Annotated in this window: 10 protein-coding genes and 1 pseudogene; 4 read left to right on the forward strand and 7 right to left on the reverse strand. The window is 74.8% G+C overall.

Annotated features, from left to right (window positions below):
* Positions 1–38 precede the first annotated feature (38 nt).
* Positions 39–641, reverse strand: coding sequence for an oligoribonuclease (gene orn / locus PUR56_RS28620; RefSeq protein ID WP_329951056.1), 603 nt, complete (start codon positions 639–641; stop codon positions 39–41).
* A gap of 587 nt (positions 642–1,228) precedes the next feature.
* Positions 1,229–2,416 (reverse strand): annotated as a pseudogene (locus tag PUR56_RS28625) (helix-turn-helix domain-containing protein); the annotation flags it as partial.
* A 1,013-nt stretch (positions 2,417–3,429) separates the two neighbouring features.
* On the opposite strand from PUR56_RS28625, the gene PUR56_RS28630 reads away from it, so the two are divergent.
* Positions 3,430–4,230: a GNAT family N-acetyltransferase gene (locus tag PUR56_RS28630; protein ID WP_329951057.1), complete on the forward strand. Its 801-nt coding sequence runs from the start codon at positions 3,430–3,432 to the stop codon at positions 4,228–4,230.
* Positions 4,231–4,355: 125 nt separating this feature from the next.
* Here the strand turns inward: PUR56_RS28630 and PUR56_RS28635 are convergent, their stop codons facing one another.
* Positions 4,356–5,684, reverse strand: a complete 1,329-nt coding sequence (locus tag PUR56_RS28635; protein ID WP_329951058.1) for an HAD-IA family hydrolase — start codon at positions 5,682–5,684, stop codon at positions 4,356–4,358.
* A gap of 685 nt (positions 5,685–6,369) precedes the next feature.
* Between PUR56_RS28635 and PUR56_RS28640 the strand changes: the two genes are divergently transcribed.
* The 3 genes from PUR56_RS28640 (at position 6,370) to PUR56_RS28650 (ending at position 9,713) form a co-directional block, all read left to right on the forward strand.
* Positions 6,370–6,897 carry a universal stress protein gene (locus PUR56_RS28640; protein ID WP_380364626.1) on the forward strand — a complete coding sequence of 176 codons (528 nt, stop codon included), beginning with the start codon at positions 6,370–6,372 and terminating at the stop codon, positions 6,895–6,897.
* Positions 6,898–7,111: 214 nt separating this feature from the next.
* A complete protein-coding gene (locus PUR56_RS28645; RefSeq protein WP_329951059.1) occupies positions 7,112–8,899 on the forward strand; it encodes a hypothetical protein in 1,788 nt (595 codons plus the stop codon).
* A gap of 22 nt (positions 8,900–8,921) precedes the next feature.
* On the forward strand, positions 8,922–9,713 hold the full coding sequence (locus tag PUR56_RS28650; RefSeq protein ID WP_329883725.1) for a bestrophin-like domain: 792 nt from the start codon (positions 8,922–8,924) through the stop codon (positions 9,711–9,713).
* 105 nt (positions 9,714–9,818) lie between these two features.
* Here the strand turns inward: PUR56_RS28650 and PUR56_RS28655 are convergent, their stop codons facing one another.
* The 4 genes from PUR56_RS28655 to PUR56_RS28670 all read right to left on the reverse strand — a co-directional run bounded on the left by PUR56_RS28655 (position 9,819) and on the right by PUR56_RS28670 (position 16,427).
* Positions 9,819–11,006: an acyl-CoA dehydrogenase family protein gene (locus PUR56_RS28655; protein ID WP_329883726.1), complete on the reverse strand. Its 1,188-nt coding sequence runs from the start codon at positions 11,004–11,006 to the stop codon at positions 9,819–9,821.
* Between the two features lie 148 nt (positions 11,007–11,154).
* Positions 11,155–12,153: a hydroxymethylglutaryl-CoA lyase gene (locus PUR56_RS28660; RefSeq protein ID WP_329951060.1), complete on the reverse strand. Its 999-nt coding sequence runs from the start codon at positions 12,151–12,153 to the stop codon at positions 11,155–11,157.
* Positions 12,150–14,510: an acetyl/propionyl/methylcrotonyl-CoA carboxylase subunit alpha gene (locus PUR56_RS28665; protein WP_329951061.1), complete on the reverse strand. Its 2,361-nt coding sequence runs from the start codon at positions 14,508–14,510 to the stop codon at positions 12,150–12,152. The genes PUR56_RS28660 and PUR56_RS28665 overlap by 4 nt, the downstream gene beginning before the upstream one ends.
* Before the next feature lie 195 nt (positions 14,511–14,705).
* Positions 14,706–16,427, reverse strand: coding sequence for a carboxyl transferase domain-containing protein (locus tag PUR56_RS28670; RefSeq protein WP_329883730.1), 1,722 nt, complete (start codon positions 16,425–16,427; stop codon positions 14,706–14,708).
* Between the last annotated feature and the right edge of the window lie 4 nt (positions 16,428–16,431).

Here is a 16,431-nt window from a genome sequence, read left to right on the forward strand (position 1 = left end):
GGTTTCAGCAGGGAGCGGGCACCTCCCGGGTCCCCGGGTCAGCCGGCCGGCGGCTGGTACTTCTCGGCGATCGCGCGCGCGGTGTCGGTGTCCGGGCCGGGCTGGGCGACGAACACCGCCTCGCGGTAGTACCGCAGTTCGTCGATGCTCTCCCGGATGTCGGCGAGCGCCCGGTGGTTGCCGCCCTTCTGCGGACTGTTGTAGTACGCCTTCGGGTACCAGCGGCGGGCCAGCTCCTTGATCGAGGAGACGTCCACGATCCGGTAGTGCAGATGACTCTCCAGGGCCGGCATGTCCCGGCTCAGGAAGCCGCGGTCGGTCGCGACCGAGTTCCCGCAGAGCGGCGTCCGGCCGGCCTCCGGCGCGTGCTCGCGCACGTACGCGAGGACCAGCGCCTCCGCCTCGGCGAGCGTCACGCCGTGCTCCAGCTCGTCGAGCAGCCCGGAGGAGGTGTGCATGGTCCGCACCACCTCGGGCATGTGCGCCACCGCCTCCGCCGGCGGGCGGATGATGACGTCGACACCCTCGCCGAGGATGTTCAGCTCGGAGTCGGTCACCAGCGCCGCGACCTCGACCAGGGCGTCCCGGTCGAGGTCGAGGCCTGTCATTTCACAGTCGATCCATACCAAACGGTCATTCACGCCACTCACCCTACGGCGCGATCACGCGCCACGGGCACCGATGGAGCCGAGCGGGGCGCCGGGGCGCAGGCCTCGGAGCCGTGTTCCTCCTGGGCGTGACCGTCCGGTTCACGGTTCTCCCGGCCGGGGTGGGCCGGATGCGTGGGACGGCCGTCCCGCGCGGCCCGGGCGTCGCGGGGCTCCCGGACACCATCCGGCGCGGCGGCCCGGCCGCCCTGCGGGCGGACCTGACCGGCCCGGGCCTGCCGGGCCCGCGCCTCGGGGGTCCCGGCCGGTGCGGGCGCCGGCAGCCGGCCTCCGGCCGCGCCGTGACCGCGTCCGGCCGCCGGGGACTCGTCCTGCGGCCGGTCGGCCGCGGTCCGGTGCCCCTGCCCCTGGCCGCGGGCGCCCGGTTGCGGGTGCCCGTCCTCGGCCGCGGCGTGCTCCGCCGTCCGGGGCGGCCGGCCCGCGTTCGGACCGGGCTGCGCCGGGACCATCGGCGGCCGTGCCGGGCCGCGTCCGGTTCCGGGCTGGCCGGGGTGCTGCTGGTGCCCCGCCGGCTGGTGCGGGTACGGCTGCCCGGCCCGGGCGTGGACGCCCTGGCCGGACGGCTGCCCGTGCTGCCCCGGGTGCGTCGCGGCGCCGCCCGGGAAGCCCGGCACCGACGCCTGCCCGTGCGCACCGTGCTGACCCGGGACCGTCCCGCCCGCCGGGGCGGCGGCCGTGGCGGGCTGCGGCACGGCCCCGGTCATCCGGAGGTCGTTGCCCTGCGCCGCGGCCTGGGCGGCCGAGACGCTGCCCGGCCGACGGGCCCGGTAGCTGGTCCGGTAGGCGGCCGGCGAGACCCCGAGCTGGCGCCGGAAGTGCCCGCGCAGCGCCACCGGCGACCGGAAGCCGCAGCGGCGCGCGACGTCGTCCACCGACAGCTCCGAGGTCTCCAGCAGCCGCTGGGCCTGGAGCACCCGCTGGGTGATCAGCCACTGCAACGGCGCGCTGCCGGTGAGCGTGCGGAAGCGCCGGTCGAAGGTCCGTCGGCTCATGTAGGCGCGAGCCGCCAGCACCTCGACGTCGAACTGCTGGTTGAGGTTCTCCAGCGCCCAGGTGACCACCTCGGCAAGCGGGTCGTTGCCGATCTCCTCAGGTAAAGACTGGTCGATGTACTGGGCCTGTCCGCCACCGCTGCGACGGCTCGGCACCACCAGCCGCCGGGCGAGCGCGTTGGCCGCCTCGGCGCCGTGGTCGCTGCGGACCACGTGCAGGCAGAGGTCGATCCCGGCGGCGGTGCCCGCCGAGGTCAGCACGTCGCCGTCGTCCACGAAGAGCTCGCGCGGGTCGACGTGGACCCGCGGGTAGCGCTTGGCCAGGGTCGGGGCGTACATCCAGTGGGTGGTCGCCGGGCGGCCGTCCAGCAGACCGGCGGCGGCGAGCACGAACGCGCCGGTGCAGAGGCCGATGATCCGGGCGCCCTCGTGGTGCGCCTTGCGGAGCGCCGTGATCGCCTCGACCGGCGGCGGCTGCGAGATCGAGCGCCAGGCCGGTACGACGATCGTCCCGGCGCGGGCGAGTGCCTCCAGCCCGTAGGGGGCGGAGAGGGTGAGGCCGCCGGTGGTGGCGAGCGGCCCCTCCTCGCCGGCGCAGACCAGGAGGCGGTAGCGCGGCACCCCGGCGTCCTGGCGGTCGACACCGAAGACGGAGAGCGGGATCGAGCTCTCGAAGATCGGTGCGCCGCCGAAGATCAGCACGGCGACGGTCTCGCGCCTGCGCCGGCCGGAGAGCTTGCGCGGCGAGACCGCCATCACCGGAGTCGAGGATCCGTTGAGGCCGGAGCCCGGTCCGCCGTGTCCGCCCGCGCCGTGTCCGCCCGCGCCGTGGCCGGACACCCCGAGCCCGAGCGATCCCGGCGGGATCCCGCCGGACGTTCCGGCGCCGGCCAGGGCCGGGCCGGAGAGCGCGCCGGTCGGAGCGGCGGCGAAGGTCGTGAATCCGCTCTCCTGTCCGCCCGGGTGGCCGCCCGGGTGACCGCCGCCGGGGTGGCCGCCAGGTTGGCCGGTAACCGACTGCCCGTGCCGGCCGTCCGAGCCGATGCCGTACCCGGTCCCGTGGCTGACTCCGGATCGGCTGACGGTGCGTCCGCCGTGCTCCGGGGAGGCCGGGAAGGGTGGGGTGCCCGGGGAGCCGGAGGCACCGGGGCCGCCGGGGGCGGCTGGTGCGGAAGTGGTTCCCGGGGCGGGTGTGGCCGCAGCGGAATAGGAGGGGTACGAGGCTGTGCCGGAGGTGCGGGTGTTGACGGCGGGGGCCTTGTTGCCGGTGCCTCTCGCGGAACGACCCGCGATGCCGGCCGCGGTCTGGCCGCTGTCAGGACCCGCGTCGCTCCTGCTCACCCTGCTCAAGGCGCTCAAGCCCCCTCGGTGGTGTGGTGTGGTGGTGCGGCACTGCTGGCCAAGATCGAATCTATCGGGTGGACCATTGCCGTTGTGACAAGTTCACCATCCGACGCTATGTCGACATGGCAATTTGGCGTGATGCATTCGATCACGAAGCGTGGCACCCGTCGACCCTTCTGGGAAGGGGGCCGGTGCAACGGTGGCTGGTTGTCGCGGGACGGGTCCTGGGACGTCCGGCTTCGGCGCACCCGGCCGGCGCGTCTGGGCTGCGGATTTGCCCAAGGGCGGGGGAGTCGCGCGAGATTGACCGAAAATCGGCGGTGCACGCGAGGGCGCACGGCCGATATGTGTGCGCCTCCCTGGCTTCATCCGGCCAGGGCCGGGGCCGGACAGCGCGGACGGGCCGTCAAGGCTACCGTCCTGGAGTGGAGATCCTCGGCCGGCTCGAACAGGCCAACGACAACGCCGCCGCACTCTGGCTGGCCCAGGCGCGTGCGCACGGCTGGCAGTACCTCACGCGCCCCGGCTTCACCGCGGTCCGCTGCGCCCGCACCCCGGACGACGCCCACCGCGTGGTGGTCGCCCGCCCCATCGGCGAACCGGGAGCGCCGGAAGCGGAACTGACGGACCTGTTCGCCGCCTGGCACACCGTACGGCTCACCGTGGAGGACCCGTGCGGCGGGCTGGACCTGACCCGCCAGGGCTGCGGCCACGGCCGGCGGATGGCGGTGATGGTGCGCGAGCCCGGTCCGCTGCCGCCGGAACGGCCGGAACGGCCGGCGACTGGCTCGGGCTCGGGCTCGGGAGTGTTTGCCGCAGAGGTGCTGACGGTGGGTGAGGTCCTGGGGGCGGACGCCCTCGCCGAAGCCGAGCGCGCGATCGTCGACGGCTTCCCGATCCTGCCCCGGCAGCCCTGGACCGAGGGCGCCCAGCTGCCGGTGCGGCTCCTGGGCGAACCCGGCTGCCGGGCCTGGCTCGGCCGGGTCGACGGCGTGACCGCCGGTGCCTGCCTGACCTACGACGACGGCCACGCCACCGGCGTCTACTGGGTCGCCACCTTGCCTGCCCAGCGCTCACGCGGAGTGGCCCGGGCGGTGCTGCGGACGGCGCCGGCCGCCGCACACCCCGACCGTCCGGCCACTCTGGTGGCCACCGAACTCGGCGAGCCGCTCTACCGCCGGCTCGGCTTCACCGAACTGGCCCGCACCCGCTGGTGGACGCGCTGAGCAGGCTCCCGGCGTAGCCGCCCGGCGGCGCGGCCTGTGCCGCCCGGACCCACCCGGGCGCCCGGGTGCGTCTCGGGCGACGACGCTCCGGTGCTTCGCCCGGCGACCACGGCGCGAGTCGCCCTCTATCCGGTCCGGGCGGCGCGGTGCGCCGGGGCCGCCGGGGCTCCGGCGGTTCGCGGGGAGGCGGCGGTGCCCGGACGCGGAACCCTGCGGGCCGGCGGCGCCGCGAACCTCGTCCGGGCGGGCGGCCCGCCCGTCGTCGACGGGAGCCCGACCGGCGGTTCCACCACGTCGGCGGTGCCCGCAGACGCGGAGTGCTCCGCGCTGTCGGCGGCAAACCCGCCGGGTCGGTTTCGGACAACGGACCCTGCCCCCGGATGCGGGGTGGCACAGCTCGTGGCGTTCGCGGCAACAGGCGCATGCCCGTCGTCCAGGGCGGACGGCGAGAACTGTGCGCCTGACCGCACGCCGGTCTGCGCCCTGATGCCCGGCCCCGGGGACCTCGGGCCGATCGGCACCACGGCGACCCCGGTCGCGGTCACGCTTCCGGTCGTGACGACGGTCCCGGCCGCCGGGGTGCCGCCGGCCGTGATGCCGATTCCGGCTGCGGTGACGGTCCCGATCGGGACCGCGGCGCCGACGGATGCCGTGACCGTCCCGGTCGGTGCCAGGGCGAGAGCCCTGGCACCGGGGATTCCCCGATCCCGGGAACGGGGGACGCCCTCGGAGTCGCCGGCCCGCCGCCCGAGCGGTCCGCCCGCCCGGATCCCCGGCCGGGGTGACGGAGCGACGCGGGCCGACAGCACCTGCCCGACGGCCTCCGGCAGCCCGGCCGCCTTCAGCGTGGGCCGGTAGCCGGGCTCGGCCCACGGACGGCCGTGGTGCAGCCAGACGCTGTGCAGGCCGGCCAGCTCGGCCCCGGCGATGTCGGCGGGGGCGTGGTCCCCGATCATCCAGGTGTGGCTGGCCCAGTCGCCGATCGGTGCGATGCCGCACCGCTGCGCGGCGATCTCGAAGATCAGCGGGTCCGGTTTGAGGCAGTCCGCCTCCTCGGAGATCACCCAGCCGTCGACCAGCGGACCGAGTCCGGTCCGGCGGATCTTCTCCAGCTGCGGCCCCGTGCCGCCGTTGCTGACGATCCCGAGCGTCCACCCGGCGGCCCGCGCCGCCCGCAGCGCGTCGATGTTGCGGGACGGGCAGTGGATGTGGGAGTTGATGCCGCGCCGGTAGTGGGCGAGAAGGCGGTCGAGTGACTCGTCCAGTCCGTAGCGGCGGCGGGCGGCGGACAGTACGGTGCTGCGCGGTACGTAGCCGCCGCCGTCGATGGTGGAGAGCCAGTCGACGTCGCCGGGCGGCAGCCCTCGTTCGGTCAGGAATTCCTGAGCCCAGGCCCGGAAAGCGGCGTCCCTGGGGAGCAGCGTGTTGTCGAGGTCGAGCAGGAGCAGGGGCATGCCGAGCATGGTGCCAGCGGCCGTGCCTATGCACCTGGCAAATGCCAGACGGCGTCGCGAACCCGTGCGAAATGGCCGAAACGGGGGCTCGGTGCCACACTCCCGGGGCGGCTGCGTCAGGTGGGGCTCGCCCTACGGGCCCCGGACGACCCGCCGCGGGCCCGCCGCGCGGTGATCGGGCGGCAACGGATCGTCATCGATCCATGACAGTCCGGTCACGGTGTCCCGGTGGCCTGTTGCGCCGCCCGGCCCGCTCCGTCAAGCTCCAGGGAACCTCTGTCGCCGGAGGGGCGCGTCAGCGTGCCCGGGGGCGTACGGCCGACGGGGGTTACATCCCCCGTTCGCGGGAACAGTGTCGCCCCGAGGTCTTGTGGCTGGGCCGAGTCCCCGGCCCGTCGTACTCTGAAAGGAACAGGTCACCAACGGTGGTGCGCGGCGCAGACCGACGTCGTCCCCTGGGCGGGCCTGCTGCTCGGGCAGCGATGTCCTCTCCTGTCAGCCCATCCCCTTCGAAGAGCCTTGTGCCATGGCTGGTTCTGAGTCCTTCCGACCGGTGGAGCCGGATGCGGACGTCCGGAGCAGTGGCCTCACCCGGCCCCTCCGCAACATCGTGCGCCGAGGCCGACCCGGCTCGGGTTCCCGCCACCGGCGGGACGAGCACCGCGACGACCGCGCGGAGCCCCCGGTGACGGGCCGCCCCGGTCCGGGCGCCGACCGGCCGAGCGCCTCCGGCCCCACCCGCGCCGTCGGAGAACCGGCGGTCCGGCCGGCGTCCTCGCGTTCCTGCGACCCCGCCTTCCGTCACGGTGTGGTGGTGGGTTTCGACGGTTCGCTGTCGAGCGAGCGCGCCCTCGCCTACGCGGTGGGCATGGCCCGCCGCTCCCAGTGCGGACTGGTGATCGTGCACGTGGCCAACCGCCTGCCGGCCACCGTCTGGGCGGGCTGTGAACCGCCGGTCTTCGTCGACCTCCCCGACCACCGGACCGAGGTGCTCGGCCTGGAGCTCGCCTGCGCGGACTTCCTCGCCGGCGTCCCCTGGGTCCTGGTCGAACGGGGCGGCGACATCTGCCACGAGATCGAGGAGGTCGGCCGTGAGTACGCCGCCGACGCCATCGTGGTCGGCAGTACGCACGGCCTGCTCGGCAAGATTTTCGGATCCGTGTCGGGTCGCCTCGCCCGCCGGGCCAACCGTCCGGTGATCGTGATCCCCTGACGATTCGCCGGCTACGGCGTGGCGGGCCTGCCGCTGGGCCGAACGTGTCACCCCTGCCGGTGGGTCGGTACCGCGCTCCCGCCCGGCCGGGAAGCGCGGTGCGAAGAATGACAAGGTGATCAATCGGCCCACTCCGCCCGATTCCGGGCCGCCCGGACGTCCTCTCCGTCGTGCTCCCCGCCGTGTCACCGCCCTCCTCGTCCTGTCGGCCGCTGTGCCGGCACTCCTGCCGCTCGCGCTCCTCGCCGGCGCCCCCGGGGCGTCGGCGCTCAGCCCGGCGGGCGGAGAAGCCCGTGGCGCGGTGCGGCTGGAGGTCCGCACCAACGGGGCCACCGGCACCGGGGTCCGGGTCCGGTCCGGCGAACAGCTGCTCCGGGTCTACCGGCTGGCGAACCAGGCGGAGTACCCGCTGACCGTCTCGGTCCTGAAGGACGCCCAGGTCTCCGGGGCCGCGGTGGTCTGCGGCGGGCAGCAGCCGTTCGTGCTTCCCGCCCTCGGTGTCGTCGAGTGCTCGGCCACCCTGCCGGCGCAGAGCGGTCAACAGCGGGCCGTCGTCCGCGTCGAGGCGGACGCTCCGAAGGGCCTCCCCAAGGCCGTCGTGACCGCGGAGGCCGGCTATCTCGGACTGGTCGCCGGGCTGACGCTGGCCCGGGTCGGCGTTCCGGCGGGCTCGGGTGTGGTGACCCGTTCCGCCGCCCGTTCCGTCGCCCGTTCCGTCGTGCCGCCCGGGGACCGGGAGGCGGTGGCCGACGGAGCCCTCCCGCCGGCTGGTCCGGCCTCCTCTCCCGAGCGGCTCTCCGGGCGTCGCGTCACCGTGGCGCGGGTGGGCGGAGACGTCCTGCTGAGGTACCGGGTGGACGCGGTCGGGGACTCGCCGGTCAGCGCGGTCAGCGTGGTGGACCTCCTCCCCGGGGTGGGGCAGGTCAGCTGTCTCGGCCAGTCCGCGGCCGGTCTGCTGGAGCCGGGCCGGCCGTTGGACTGCACCGCCTCGGGCGAGGCCCGGCCCGGCAGGCACTCCGCCGTGGCCCGGGCCGAGGGCCTGGCAGCGGACGGGGCGGTCGGCCAGGACGGGCGCCCGCTGGCTCCCCGCCCGCTCGCGGCGGAGGCGCCGGGGGAATACGAGGGCGAGGGCCCGGCTCCGGCCGCCCAACCGGGTGCGCCCGCCCAGCCCGGGGCGGCAGCCCCGCCCGGCACGGCCGGCAATCCGGCGCCGCCGGGTACCGCCGGCGCTCCCGCTGCTCCAGGTGCTCCAGCCGTTCCCGGTGGAGCGGTGGCCGGGGCAGCGGCCCCCGGGGCGGTCAACCCGGCGGTCGCGCCCCCGGCGGCCGGTGCCGCGGCGGCAGCCGCTGCCGCCGCGAACGCTCCGCCGCCCAACCCGGCCGCGCCGCCGGCCGGTTCGGCTGCCGCTCCGAACGCCGCGGCAGCAGCCGCGGCAGCAGCAGCCGCGGCTGCGGCCCCCGGGGCAGCCGCGCCCGCCAACGCGGCAGCCATCGCGGGGGCGGCAGCCGCAGCGGCTGCCGCTGCCGCCGGCCAGAGTGCCGCTGCCCAGGCCGCCGCTGCTGCTGCCGCTTCCGCTGCCGTGGCGGCGGCAACCGGGTCGGCAGTGCCCTTCCGTCCGGGTACCGCGCTCTTCGGACTTCCGGCGAGCCCCTTCCAGGCCGTGCCCGCCCCGGCGGCGGCCGGGGCGGCAGGCGCGGCCGGGAGCGGCGCGGCGGGTGCCCCGGGTGGTGCCGCGAATGGTGGGGCGGGTGGCGCGGGCGCCGACGCCCGGAACCCCGGCGCGGGCGACACGGGCGTGGGTTCCGGCAATTCGGGTGGAGGAGTGGCTGCGGCCGCCCAGGGGCCGGAAGGCTCGCCGTTCGACTGGGAGAACGGATGGGGCACCGGCGAAGTGCTGATGCTGCTGATGGCGATCATGCTTCCGGTCCTTGTGGTCCTGGCCGCCGCCACGATGGTGCGCAAGCGCCCCGGTGGTGGCCCCGGAGGCCGTAGTGGATCATGAACCTCTGAGGGAGATCCCGTAGATGTGGGTCAACGTCGTCGCGGTGCTGGCCGGTGCGGCTCTCGCCGTAGTGATCGGTCTCGGTATCGGGCGGGTTCGCTCCTCCCCGGACGACGAGGGGAACTCGTCCGCGGTCGGCTTCGTGAGTGCGGCCGTGCTCGGGTTCTTCGCCCTCTTCACGGGCTTCGCTGTCGCCGGTGCCTGGCAGGAGCTCAGCGACGCGCGTCGGCACACCTACGAGGAGTCCCGCGCGCTCACCGAGGTGTACTGGTCCGCGCGGCTGCTGCCGGGACCGGACCGTCCGGTGGTGCGGCAGCGGCTGCGGGCGTACACCCGGCAGGTGATCGACGAGGAGTGGGTGCAGCTGGGGCAGGGGCACGGCAGTGCCGAGGCGTGGGTGTCGATCGACCGGGTCCGGATCGCGGCGGACGCGGTACGGACCGAGGACCCGGTCGAACTCGGTGCCAAGGCGGACACGTTGAGAGGGCTGGAGGATGCCTACGCACGGCGGACGGCCCGGCTGGCCGACGTCGGCTCGCGGGCGCCGACACTGGAGTTGTGGGGTCTGGTGGTGGGAGCGGTGGTCGTGCTGGCCGTGCCGCCGCTGATCGGGCTGACCGCCGGCGGGCGCAATCTGGTGCTGATGGGGTTCATGGGCGCCGCGGTGGCGTTCGCGGTCGGTCTGGTGTTCCAGCTCAGCGGCCCGTTCGACGGCACGGTGAAGGTCGAACCGGCGGCGTTCGAACTCGCGCTCACCCGGTACGAGCAGATCGACGTCGGTGACCGTGGTGCGGTCGGGCCGCCCCTCCCGTGACCCTCCGGCCCCGCCCACCGGCCGGCCGGTGCGCGGCGGACGGAGCGGGAGGATCGACGGACGGGGACGTGTCGTCGTGTGCGGACAGGGCTTGCGGGAGCTCTCTCAGGAGACGCCGAGCTCGCGGGCGATGAGCATGCGCTGGACCTCCGAGGTGCCCTCGCCGATTTCAAGGATCTTGCAGTCGCGCCAGAAGCGGGCGACCGGGAACTCGTTCATGAAGCCGTACCCGCCGTGGATCTGGGTCGCCTCGCGGGCGTTGTCGACGGCGGCCTCCGACGAGTACAGCTTGGCGATCGCGGCCTCCTTCTTGAACGGTTCCGAGTGCAGCAGCCGGGACGCGGCGTCCCGCCAGGCGAGGCGGGAGGTGTGGGCGCGCAGCTCCATGTCGGCGAGCTTGAACTGGATCGCCTGGTTGGTGCCGATCGTCCGGCCGAAGGCCCGGCGCGTACCGGCGTAGGAGACGGACTGGTCGACGCAGCCCTGGGCCAGGCCGGTGGCCAGGGCGGCGATCGCGATGCGGCCCTCGTCGAGGATCCGCAGGAACTGGGCGTAGCCGCGGCCGCGCTCACCCAGCAGGTTGGCCGCGGGGACGCGGCAGTCGGTAAAGGACAGTTCGCGGGTGTCGGATGCGTTCCATCCGACCTTCGAGTACTTCTTCGACACCTGGAACCCGGGGGTGCCGCTGGGCACGATGATGGAGGAGATCTCGCGCCGTGGCGAGGAGAATTCGCCCCCTTCACTCGAACGAGCGAGCGGTTCGGTGAGCGCGGTGACGGTGACCAGACCGGTGATGTCGGTGCCGGAGTTGGTGATGAAGCACTTGGTGCCGTTGATCACCCACTCGTCGGTGGCCTCGTCGTACCGGGCGGTGGTGCGGGTGGCGCCCGCGTCGGAACCGCCCTCGGGCTCGGTCAGTCCGAACGCGCCGAGCAACTCGCCGGAGGTCAGGCGGGGCAGCCACTCGCGCTTCTGCTCCTCCGTCCCGAAGCGGTAGATCGGCATCGCTCCGAGCGAGACCGCCGCCTCCAGGGTGATGGCGACCGAGGAGTCGACCCGGGCGAGCTCCTCCAGCGTCAGGCAGAGCGCGAAGTAGTCGCCGCCCATGCCGCCGTACTCCTCGGGGAAGGGCAGGCCGAACAGGCCCATCCGTCCCATCTCCCGGACGATCTCGTAGGGGAACTCGCCCTGCTCGTAGTACTCGCCGATCTTCGGGGCGACCACGTCCTGGGCGAATTCGGCCACGGTGCGCCGCAGTTCCTCGTGCTCGGTGTTCAACCGGTGGTCGAGCATGGTGATCCTCCTGAGGCCCCGCCGGGTGGGCGCGGGCTTGATCGGGACGACCGCCGTCCGTTCGATGGTGTGGCGGACGCGCGGTGTGATGAGGGGGGAAGGGCGGGGCCCGGACGAGCGGATGGGCGTCCGGGGACCCCCGCCGACGTCAGTCCTGTCCGGCGCCGGGGCCCAGCAGGGCCCGGACCGTCCGGGACGGGCTCGGGCGACCGAGCCGTCTCGCCATCCAGCCGCTGGTGGCGACCAGGGCGCGGAGGTCGACACCGGTGCGGATGCCGAGTCCGTGCAGCATCCACACCAGGTCCTCGGTGGCCAGGTTCCCGGTGGCGCTCTTGGCGTACGGGCAGCCGCCCAGGCCGCCCGCCGAGGCGTCGACCACCGTGATCCCGGAGCGCAGCGCGGCCAGCGTGTTGCTGAGCGCCTGGCCGTAGGTGTCGTGGAAGTGCACCGCGAGCCGTCCCGTCGGCACCCCTGCCTCGGCGAACCCGTCCAGCAGAGCGGTGACCTGGCCCGGGGTGGCCACGCCGATGGTGTCGCCGAGGCTCAGCTCGGTGCAGCCCATCTCCAGCAGCCGCACCCCGAAACCGATCACCTGGGCGGGCGGGACCGGGCCCTCCCAGGGGTCGCCGAAGCACATCGACAGGTAGCCGCGGACCCGGACCCCGGCGGCCGTGGCGCGCTCCACCACGGGCCGGAACATCTCCATCGCCTCGTCCGCCGACCGGTTGAGGTTGCGTCGGGCGAACGTCTCGGTGGCGCTGGCGAAGACCGCGACGTCCTCGGCGTGGTGGGCCAGCGCACGGTCCAGCCCGCGCTCGTTGGGCACCAGGACCGGCAGGCGCAGCCCGGGGCGCCCGCTCGGCAGACCGGCGAGCCGGGGCATCAGCTCCTCGGCGTCGGCGAGCTGGGGTACCCATTTCGGGTGCACGAAGCTGGTGGCCTCGACGGTCCGCAGGCCGGCGTCGGCGAGCCGGGCGATGAACTCGGCCTTGACCTCGACCGGGACGAGGGCGCTCTCGTTCTGCAGCCCGTCTCGCGGTCCGACCTCGTGGATCCGGACCTCCGCGGGCAGGCCGGGCGCCGGGACCTGGGCCGGCAGGCCCAGGTCGAGCGCGTCGGGCTCGCGCGCGGGGGTGGCGGCGGTCACGGCCGCACCTCGGCTCCGGCGCCCTCGGCGGGGGCAGGTGCGGCCTCGGCGGGGGTGACCACGACCAGCAGTTCCTCCATCGCGACGGTGGCGCCCGCGGTGGCCCGCAGCTCGCTCACCGTCCCGTCGTGCGGGGCGGCGATCACGTGTTCCATCTTCATGGCCTCCAGGACGAGCAGGGGCTGGCCCTTGCGGACGGTCTCGCCGGCCGTGGTCTTCACGACCGTGACGGTGCCGGGCATCGGTGCGGTCAGGGCGCCGTGGTGGGCCGCGCCGGCGGCGGCGTTCCCGCCGACGGCGTCGTGGCCGTGCACCGGCCAGGCGTCGCCGTCGATCCCGAGCCACGTCACCGGACCGGCCGCGGTGCCGGGGGCCCGGTCGGCGGCCAGCGCGAAGGTCGTCCGCAGGCCGTCCACGGTGAGGCGGAGCCGGTCGCCGGCCCGGGTGGCCCGGGCGCGGTGGACCGGCCCGGCGTCGAGCCGGATCTCCACCTCGGGGGCGACGCCGGGCGGATTGTCGGTGGCCTCGGATACGTTGCCCGCAGTGATCGAACGGATGCGCACCGACACCGGGTCCTGGCCGGGGGTACGGAGTCGGTGGGTGGTCCAGGCGGGGGCGCCGCCCAGGCGCCAGCCGGAGGGAAGGGAGAAGGGGTCGGTCCAGCCGTCGTGGTCGGCGGCGGGGGCCAGGTCCAGGTGCCGTGCGAGCGCGGCGGCGTAGTAGAGGAGGTGGGCGGGTGTCGGTGACCCGGGCGGCAGCGCGTCGGGTGCCGCGGCCTCCGGGGCTTCGGTGTCCGGTGCGGGCGCGGCGGCCGGGGAGTAGGGCGAGGCGAGCAGCCCGGGCTGCTGCTGCGCGGTCTGCTCCACCAGGCCGGTGTCGAGCCGTCCGGCGGCGACCTCGGGGTGGGCGAGCAGTCGCCGCAGGAAGCCGGTGTTGGTGGTGACGCCGAGGATCCGGGTGTCGGCCAGCGCGGCGCGGAGGCGTCGCAGCGCGGTCGGCCGGTCGGGTCCGTAGGCGATGACCTTGGCGAGCATGGGGTCGTAGGAGCTGGTGATGACGGTCCCCGGGGCGACCCCGGAGTCCACCCGGATGCCTTCGCCCCGTGGTTCGTCGAGGAGCAGGATGCGTCCGCCGGTGGGCAGGAAGTCCCGTTCCGGGTCCTCGGCGCAGATCCGGGCCTCGATGGCGTGGCCCAGGAAGGAGATGTCGGACTGGGTGAAGGCGAGGTGTTCGTCCGCGGCGATCCGCAGCTGCCACTCGACCAGGTCGAGCCGCCGGGGCCGGTCCGCTCCCGGGTCGGCGACGGCCGGATCGTCGGCGTCCCGACCGTCCGTGTCCGGATCACCCGCGGTCGAACCTGACGCAGACGAACCCCGGGAGCGCGAGCCGCCCACGGAGACGGCCAGCTCGGTGACGGGGTGTTCCACCTGGAGGCGGGTGTTCATCTCCATGAAGAAGAAGTCCCGCACCCCCTCGGTGGGGGTGGGGGAGTCCGGGTCGACGCCGGGGACGATGAACTCCACGGTGCCGGCGCCGGTGTAGCCGCAGGACTCGGCGGCCCGGACGGCGGCGGCGCCCATCGCGGCGCGGGTCTCGGCATTGAGCAGGACGGAGGGAGCCTCTTCGATCAGCTTCTGGTGGCGGCGCTGAAGGCTGCACTCGCGTTCGCCGAGGTGGACGGTGGTGCCGTGGGCGTCGGCGAGCACCTGGACCTCGATGTGGCGCGGCCGGTCGATCCAGCGCTCCAGCAGCAGGGTGTCGTCGCCGAAGGCGGTGCGGGCGACGCGCCGGGCGGCGGCGATCTCGGAGGGCAGGTCGGCCGGGTCGCGGACCAGCCGCATGCCCTTGCCGCCGCCACCGGCGGACGGCTTCAGCAGGACCGGGTAGCCGATCTCGTCGGCGGCCGCGACGAGTGCGTCGTCGCTGGGCGCGGTGGCACGGCTGCCGGGCACCACCGGCACGCCGGCGGCCCGTACGGCCTCCTTGGCGTTGATCTTGTCACCCATCAGCTCGACCGCGGCGGGAGGAGGACCGATGAAGACGAGGCCCGCTTCTGCGCAGGCGCGGGCGAAGGAGGCGTTCTCGGCGAGGAAGCCGTAGCCGGGGTGGACGGCCTGGGCGCCGGTCCGGCGGGCGGCGGCGAGGATCTGGTCGGTCCGCAGGTAGGTTTCGGCGGCCGAGCTGTCGCTGCGGTCGGCAGGGCCGAGCCGGACCGCGACGTCGGCCTCGCGGACGTGCGGGGCGTCCGCGTCGGCGTCGCTGAACACGGCGACCGAGCGCACGCCGAGACGCCGCAGGGTGCGGATCACCCGGACGGCGATCTCACCGCGGTTGGCGACCAGAACTGTGTCGAACATGGGAGGCGTTCCTCCGGGTCGAGGGGGAGCCGTACGTGAGGAGGTGGTCGAGCGGGAGCGGCGGTCGGACCGCGGTGGCGGCGCTGCGGCGCCGTCGGCCGTCGGACGGGGGCGTCCGGCGGGTCTACGGCCCGCGCGTCCGCGCACGGGGCCGCCTGCCGAAGGCCCGCCGGTGGAGGGCCTTCGGCGGACGACCTACATGCGGAAGACGCCGAACGGGCCGGGCGGCGGCAGCGGGGCGTTGGCGCAGGCCGTCAGGGCCAGGCCGAGGACGGTCCGGGTGTCCATCGGGTCGATCACTCCGTCGTCCCAGAGCCGGGCGGTGGCGTAGTAGGCGTTGCCCTGGCGGTCGTACTGCTCGCGGACGGGGCGCTTGAACTCGTCCTCCGCCTCGGCCGGCCACTCCTCGCCGTGCGCCTCCAGCTGGTCACGGCGGACGGTGGCCAGCACCGAAGCGGCCTGCTCGCCGCCCATCACGGAGATCTTGGCGCCCGGCCACATCCACAGGAAGCGGGGTGAGTACGCCCGGCCGCACATCGAGTAGTTGCCGGCTCCGTACGAGCCGCCGATCACCACCGTCAGCTTCGGGACGCGGGTGCAGGCGACGGCGTTGACCATCTTGGCGCCGTGCTTGGCGATGCCGCCCGCCTCGTACTGCCGGCCGACCATGAACCCGGTGATGTTCTGCAGGAAGAGGAGGGGGATGCCCCGCTGGTCGCACAGCTCGATGAAGTGGGCGCCCTTGAGGGCGGACTCGGCGAACAGCACGCCGTTGTTGGCGACGATGCCGACCGGGTGGCCGTGGATCCGGGCGAAGCCGGTCACCAGGGTCGCGCCGTACTCGGCCTTGAACTCGGCGAACCGGCTGCCGTCGACGAGCCGCGCGATCACCTCGCGCACGTCGTAGGGCGTGCGCGGGTCGACCGGCACGGCCCCGTACAGGCCGGCCGGGTCGACGGCCGGCGGTTCGGCCGGGGCGAGCGGCCACGGCCGGGCCGCGCGCGGCCCGAGTCCCGCGACGATGGTGCGGACGATCGAGAGGGCGTGGGCGTCGTCCTCGGCGAGGTGGTCCGTGACGCCGGAGGTCCGGGAGTGCAGGTCGCCGCCGCCCAGCTCCTCGGCGGTCACCACCTCGCCGGTCGCGGCCTTCACCAGCGGCGGCCCGCCGAGGAAGATCGTGCCCTGGTTGCGGACGATGACGGCCTGGTCGCTCATCGCCGGGACGTACGCGCCGCCCGCCGTGCACGAGCCGAGCACGGCGGCGATCTGCGGGATCCCGGCCGCCGAGAGGCGGGCCTGGTTGTAGAAGATCCGGCCGAAGTGGTCGCGGTCCGGGAAGACCTCGTCCTGCATCGGGAGGAAGGCACCGCCGGAGTCGACCAGATAGATGCAGGGGAGCCGGTTCTCCAGCGCGACCTCCTGCGCGCGCAGGTGCTTCTTGACCGTCATCGGGTAGTAGGTGCCGCCCTTGACGGTGGCGTCGTTGGCGACCACGACGACCTCCCGTCCGGCGACCCGGCCGATGCCCGCGATCACCCCGGCGGCCGGTGCGGCGCCGTCGTACATCCCGTCGGCCGCCAGCGGGGCCAGTTCGAGGAAGGGGGAGGCCGGGTCGAGCAAGGTGTCCACACGGTCGCGGGGGAGCAGCTTGCCGCGCGAGGTGTGCCGGGCCCTGGCCTTGGCGCCTCCGCCGAGCGAGGCGGCACCGAGCTTCTCGCGGAGCTCGGCGACCAGCGCCCGGTGGGCGGCGGTGTTGGTCCGGTAGGCCTCCGACCCGGGGTCGGCGGCGGTGTCCAGCCGTGGTGCCGGTGCGGCGCCACCAGGGGCGACGGACCCGAAGGCTGCGCCGGTCGCCGGGGTGCCGGTCGCGGAGCTGCCGTTGACGCCGGCAGGTGCTCCGGCGGTGGAGATGACCATTCCA

This window comes from Streptomyces sp. BE303, assembly GCF_036290945.1.
In the GTDB taxonomy this organism is placed as follows: domain Bacteria; phylum Actinomycetota; class Actinomycetes; order Streptomycetales; family Streptomycetaceae; genus Kitasatospora.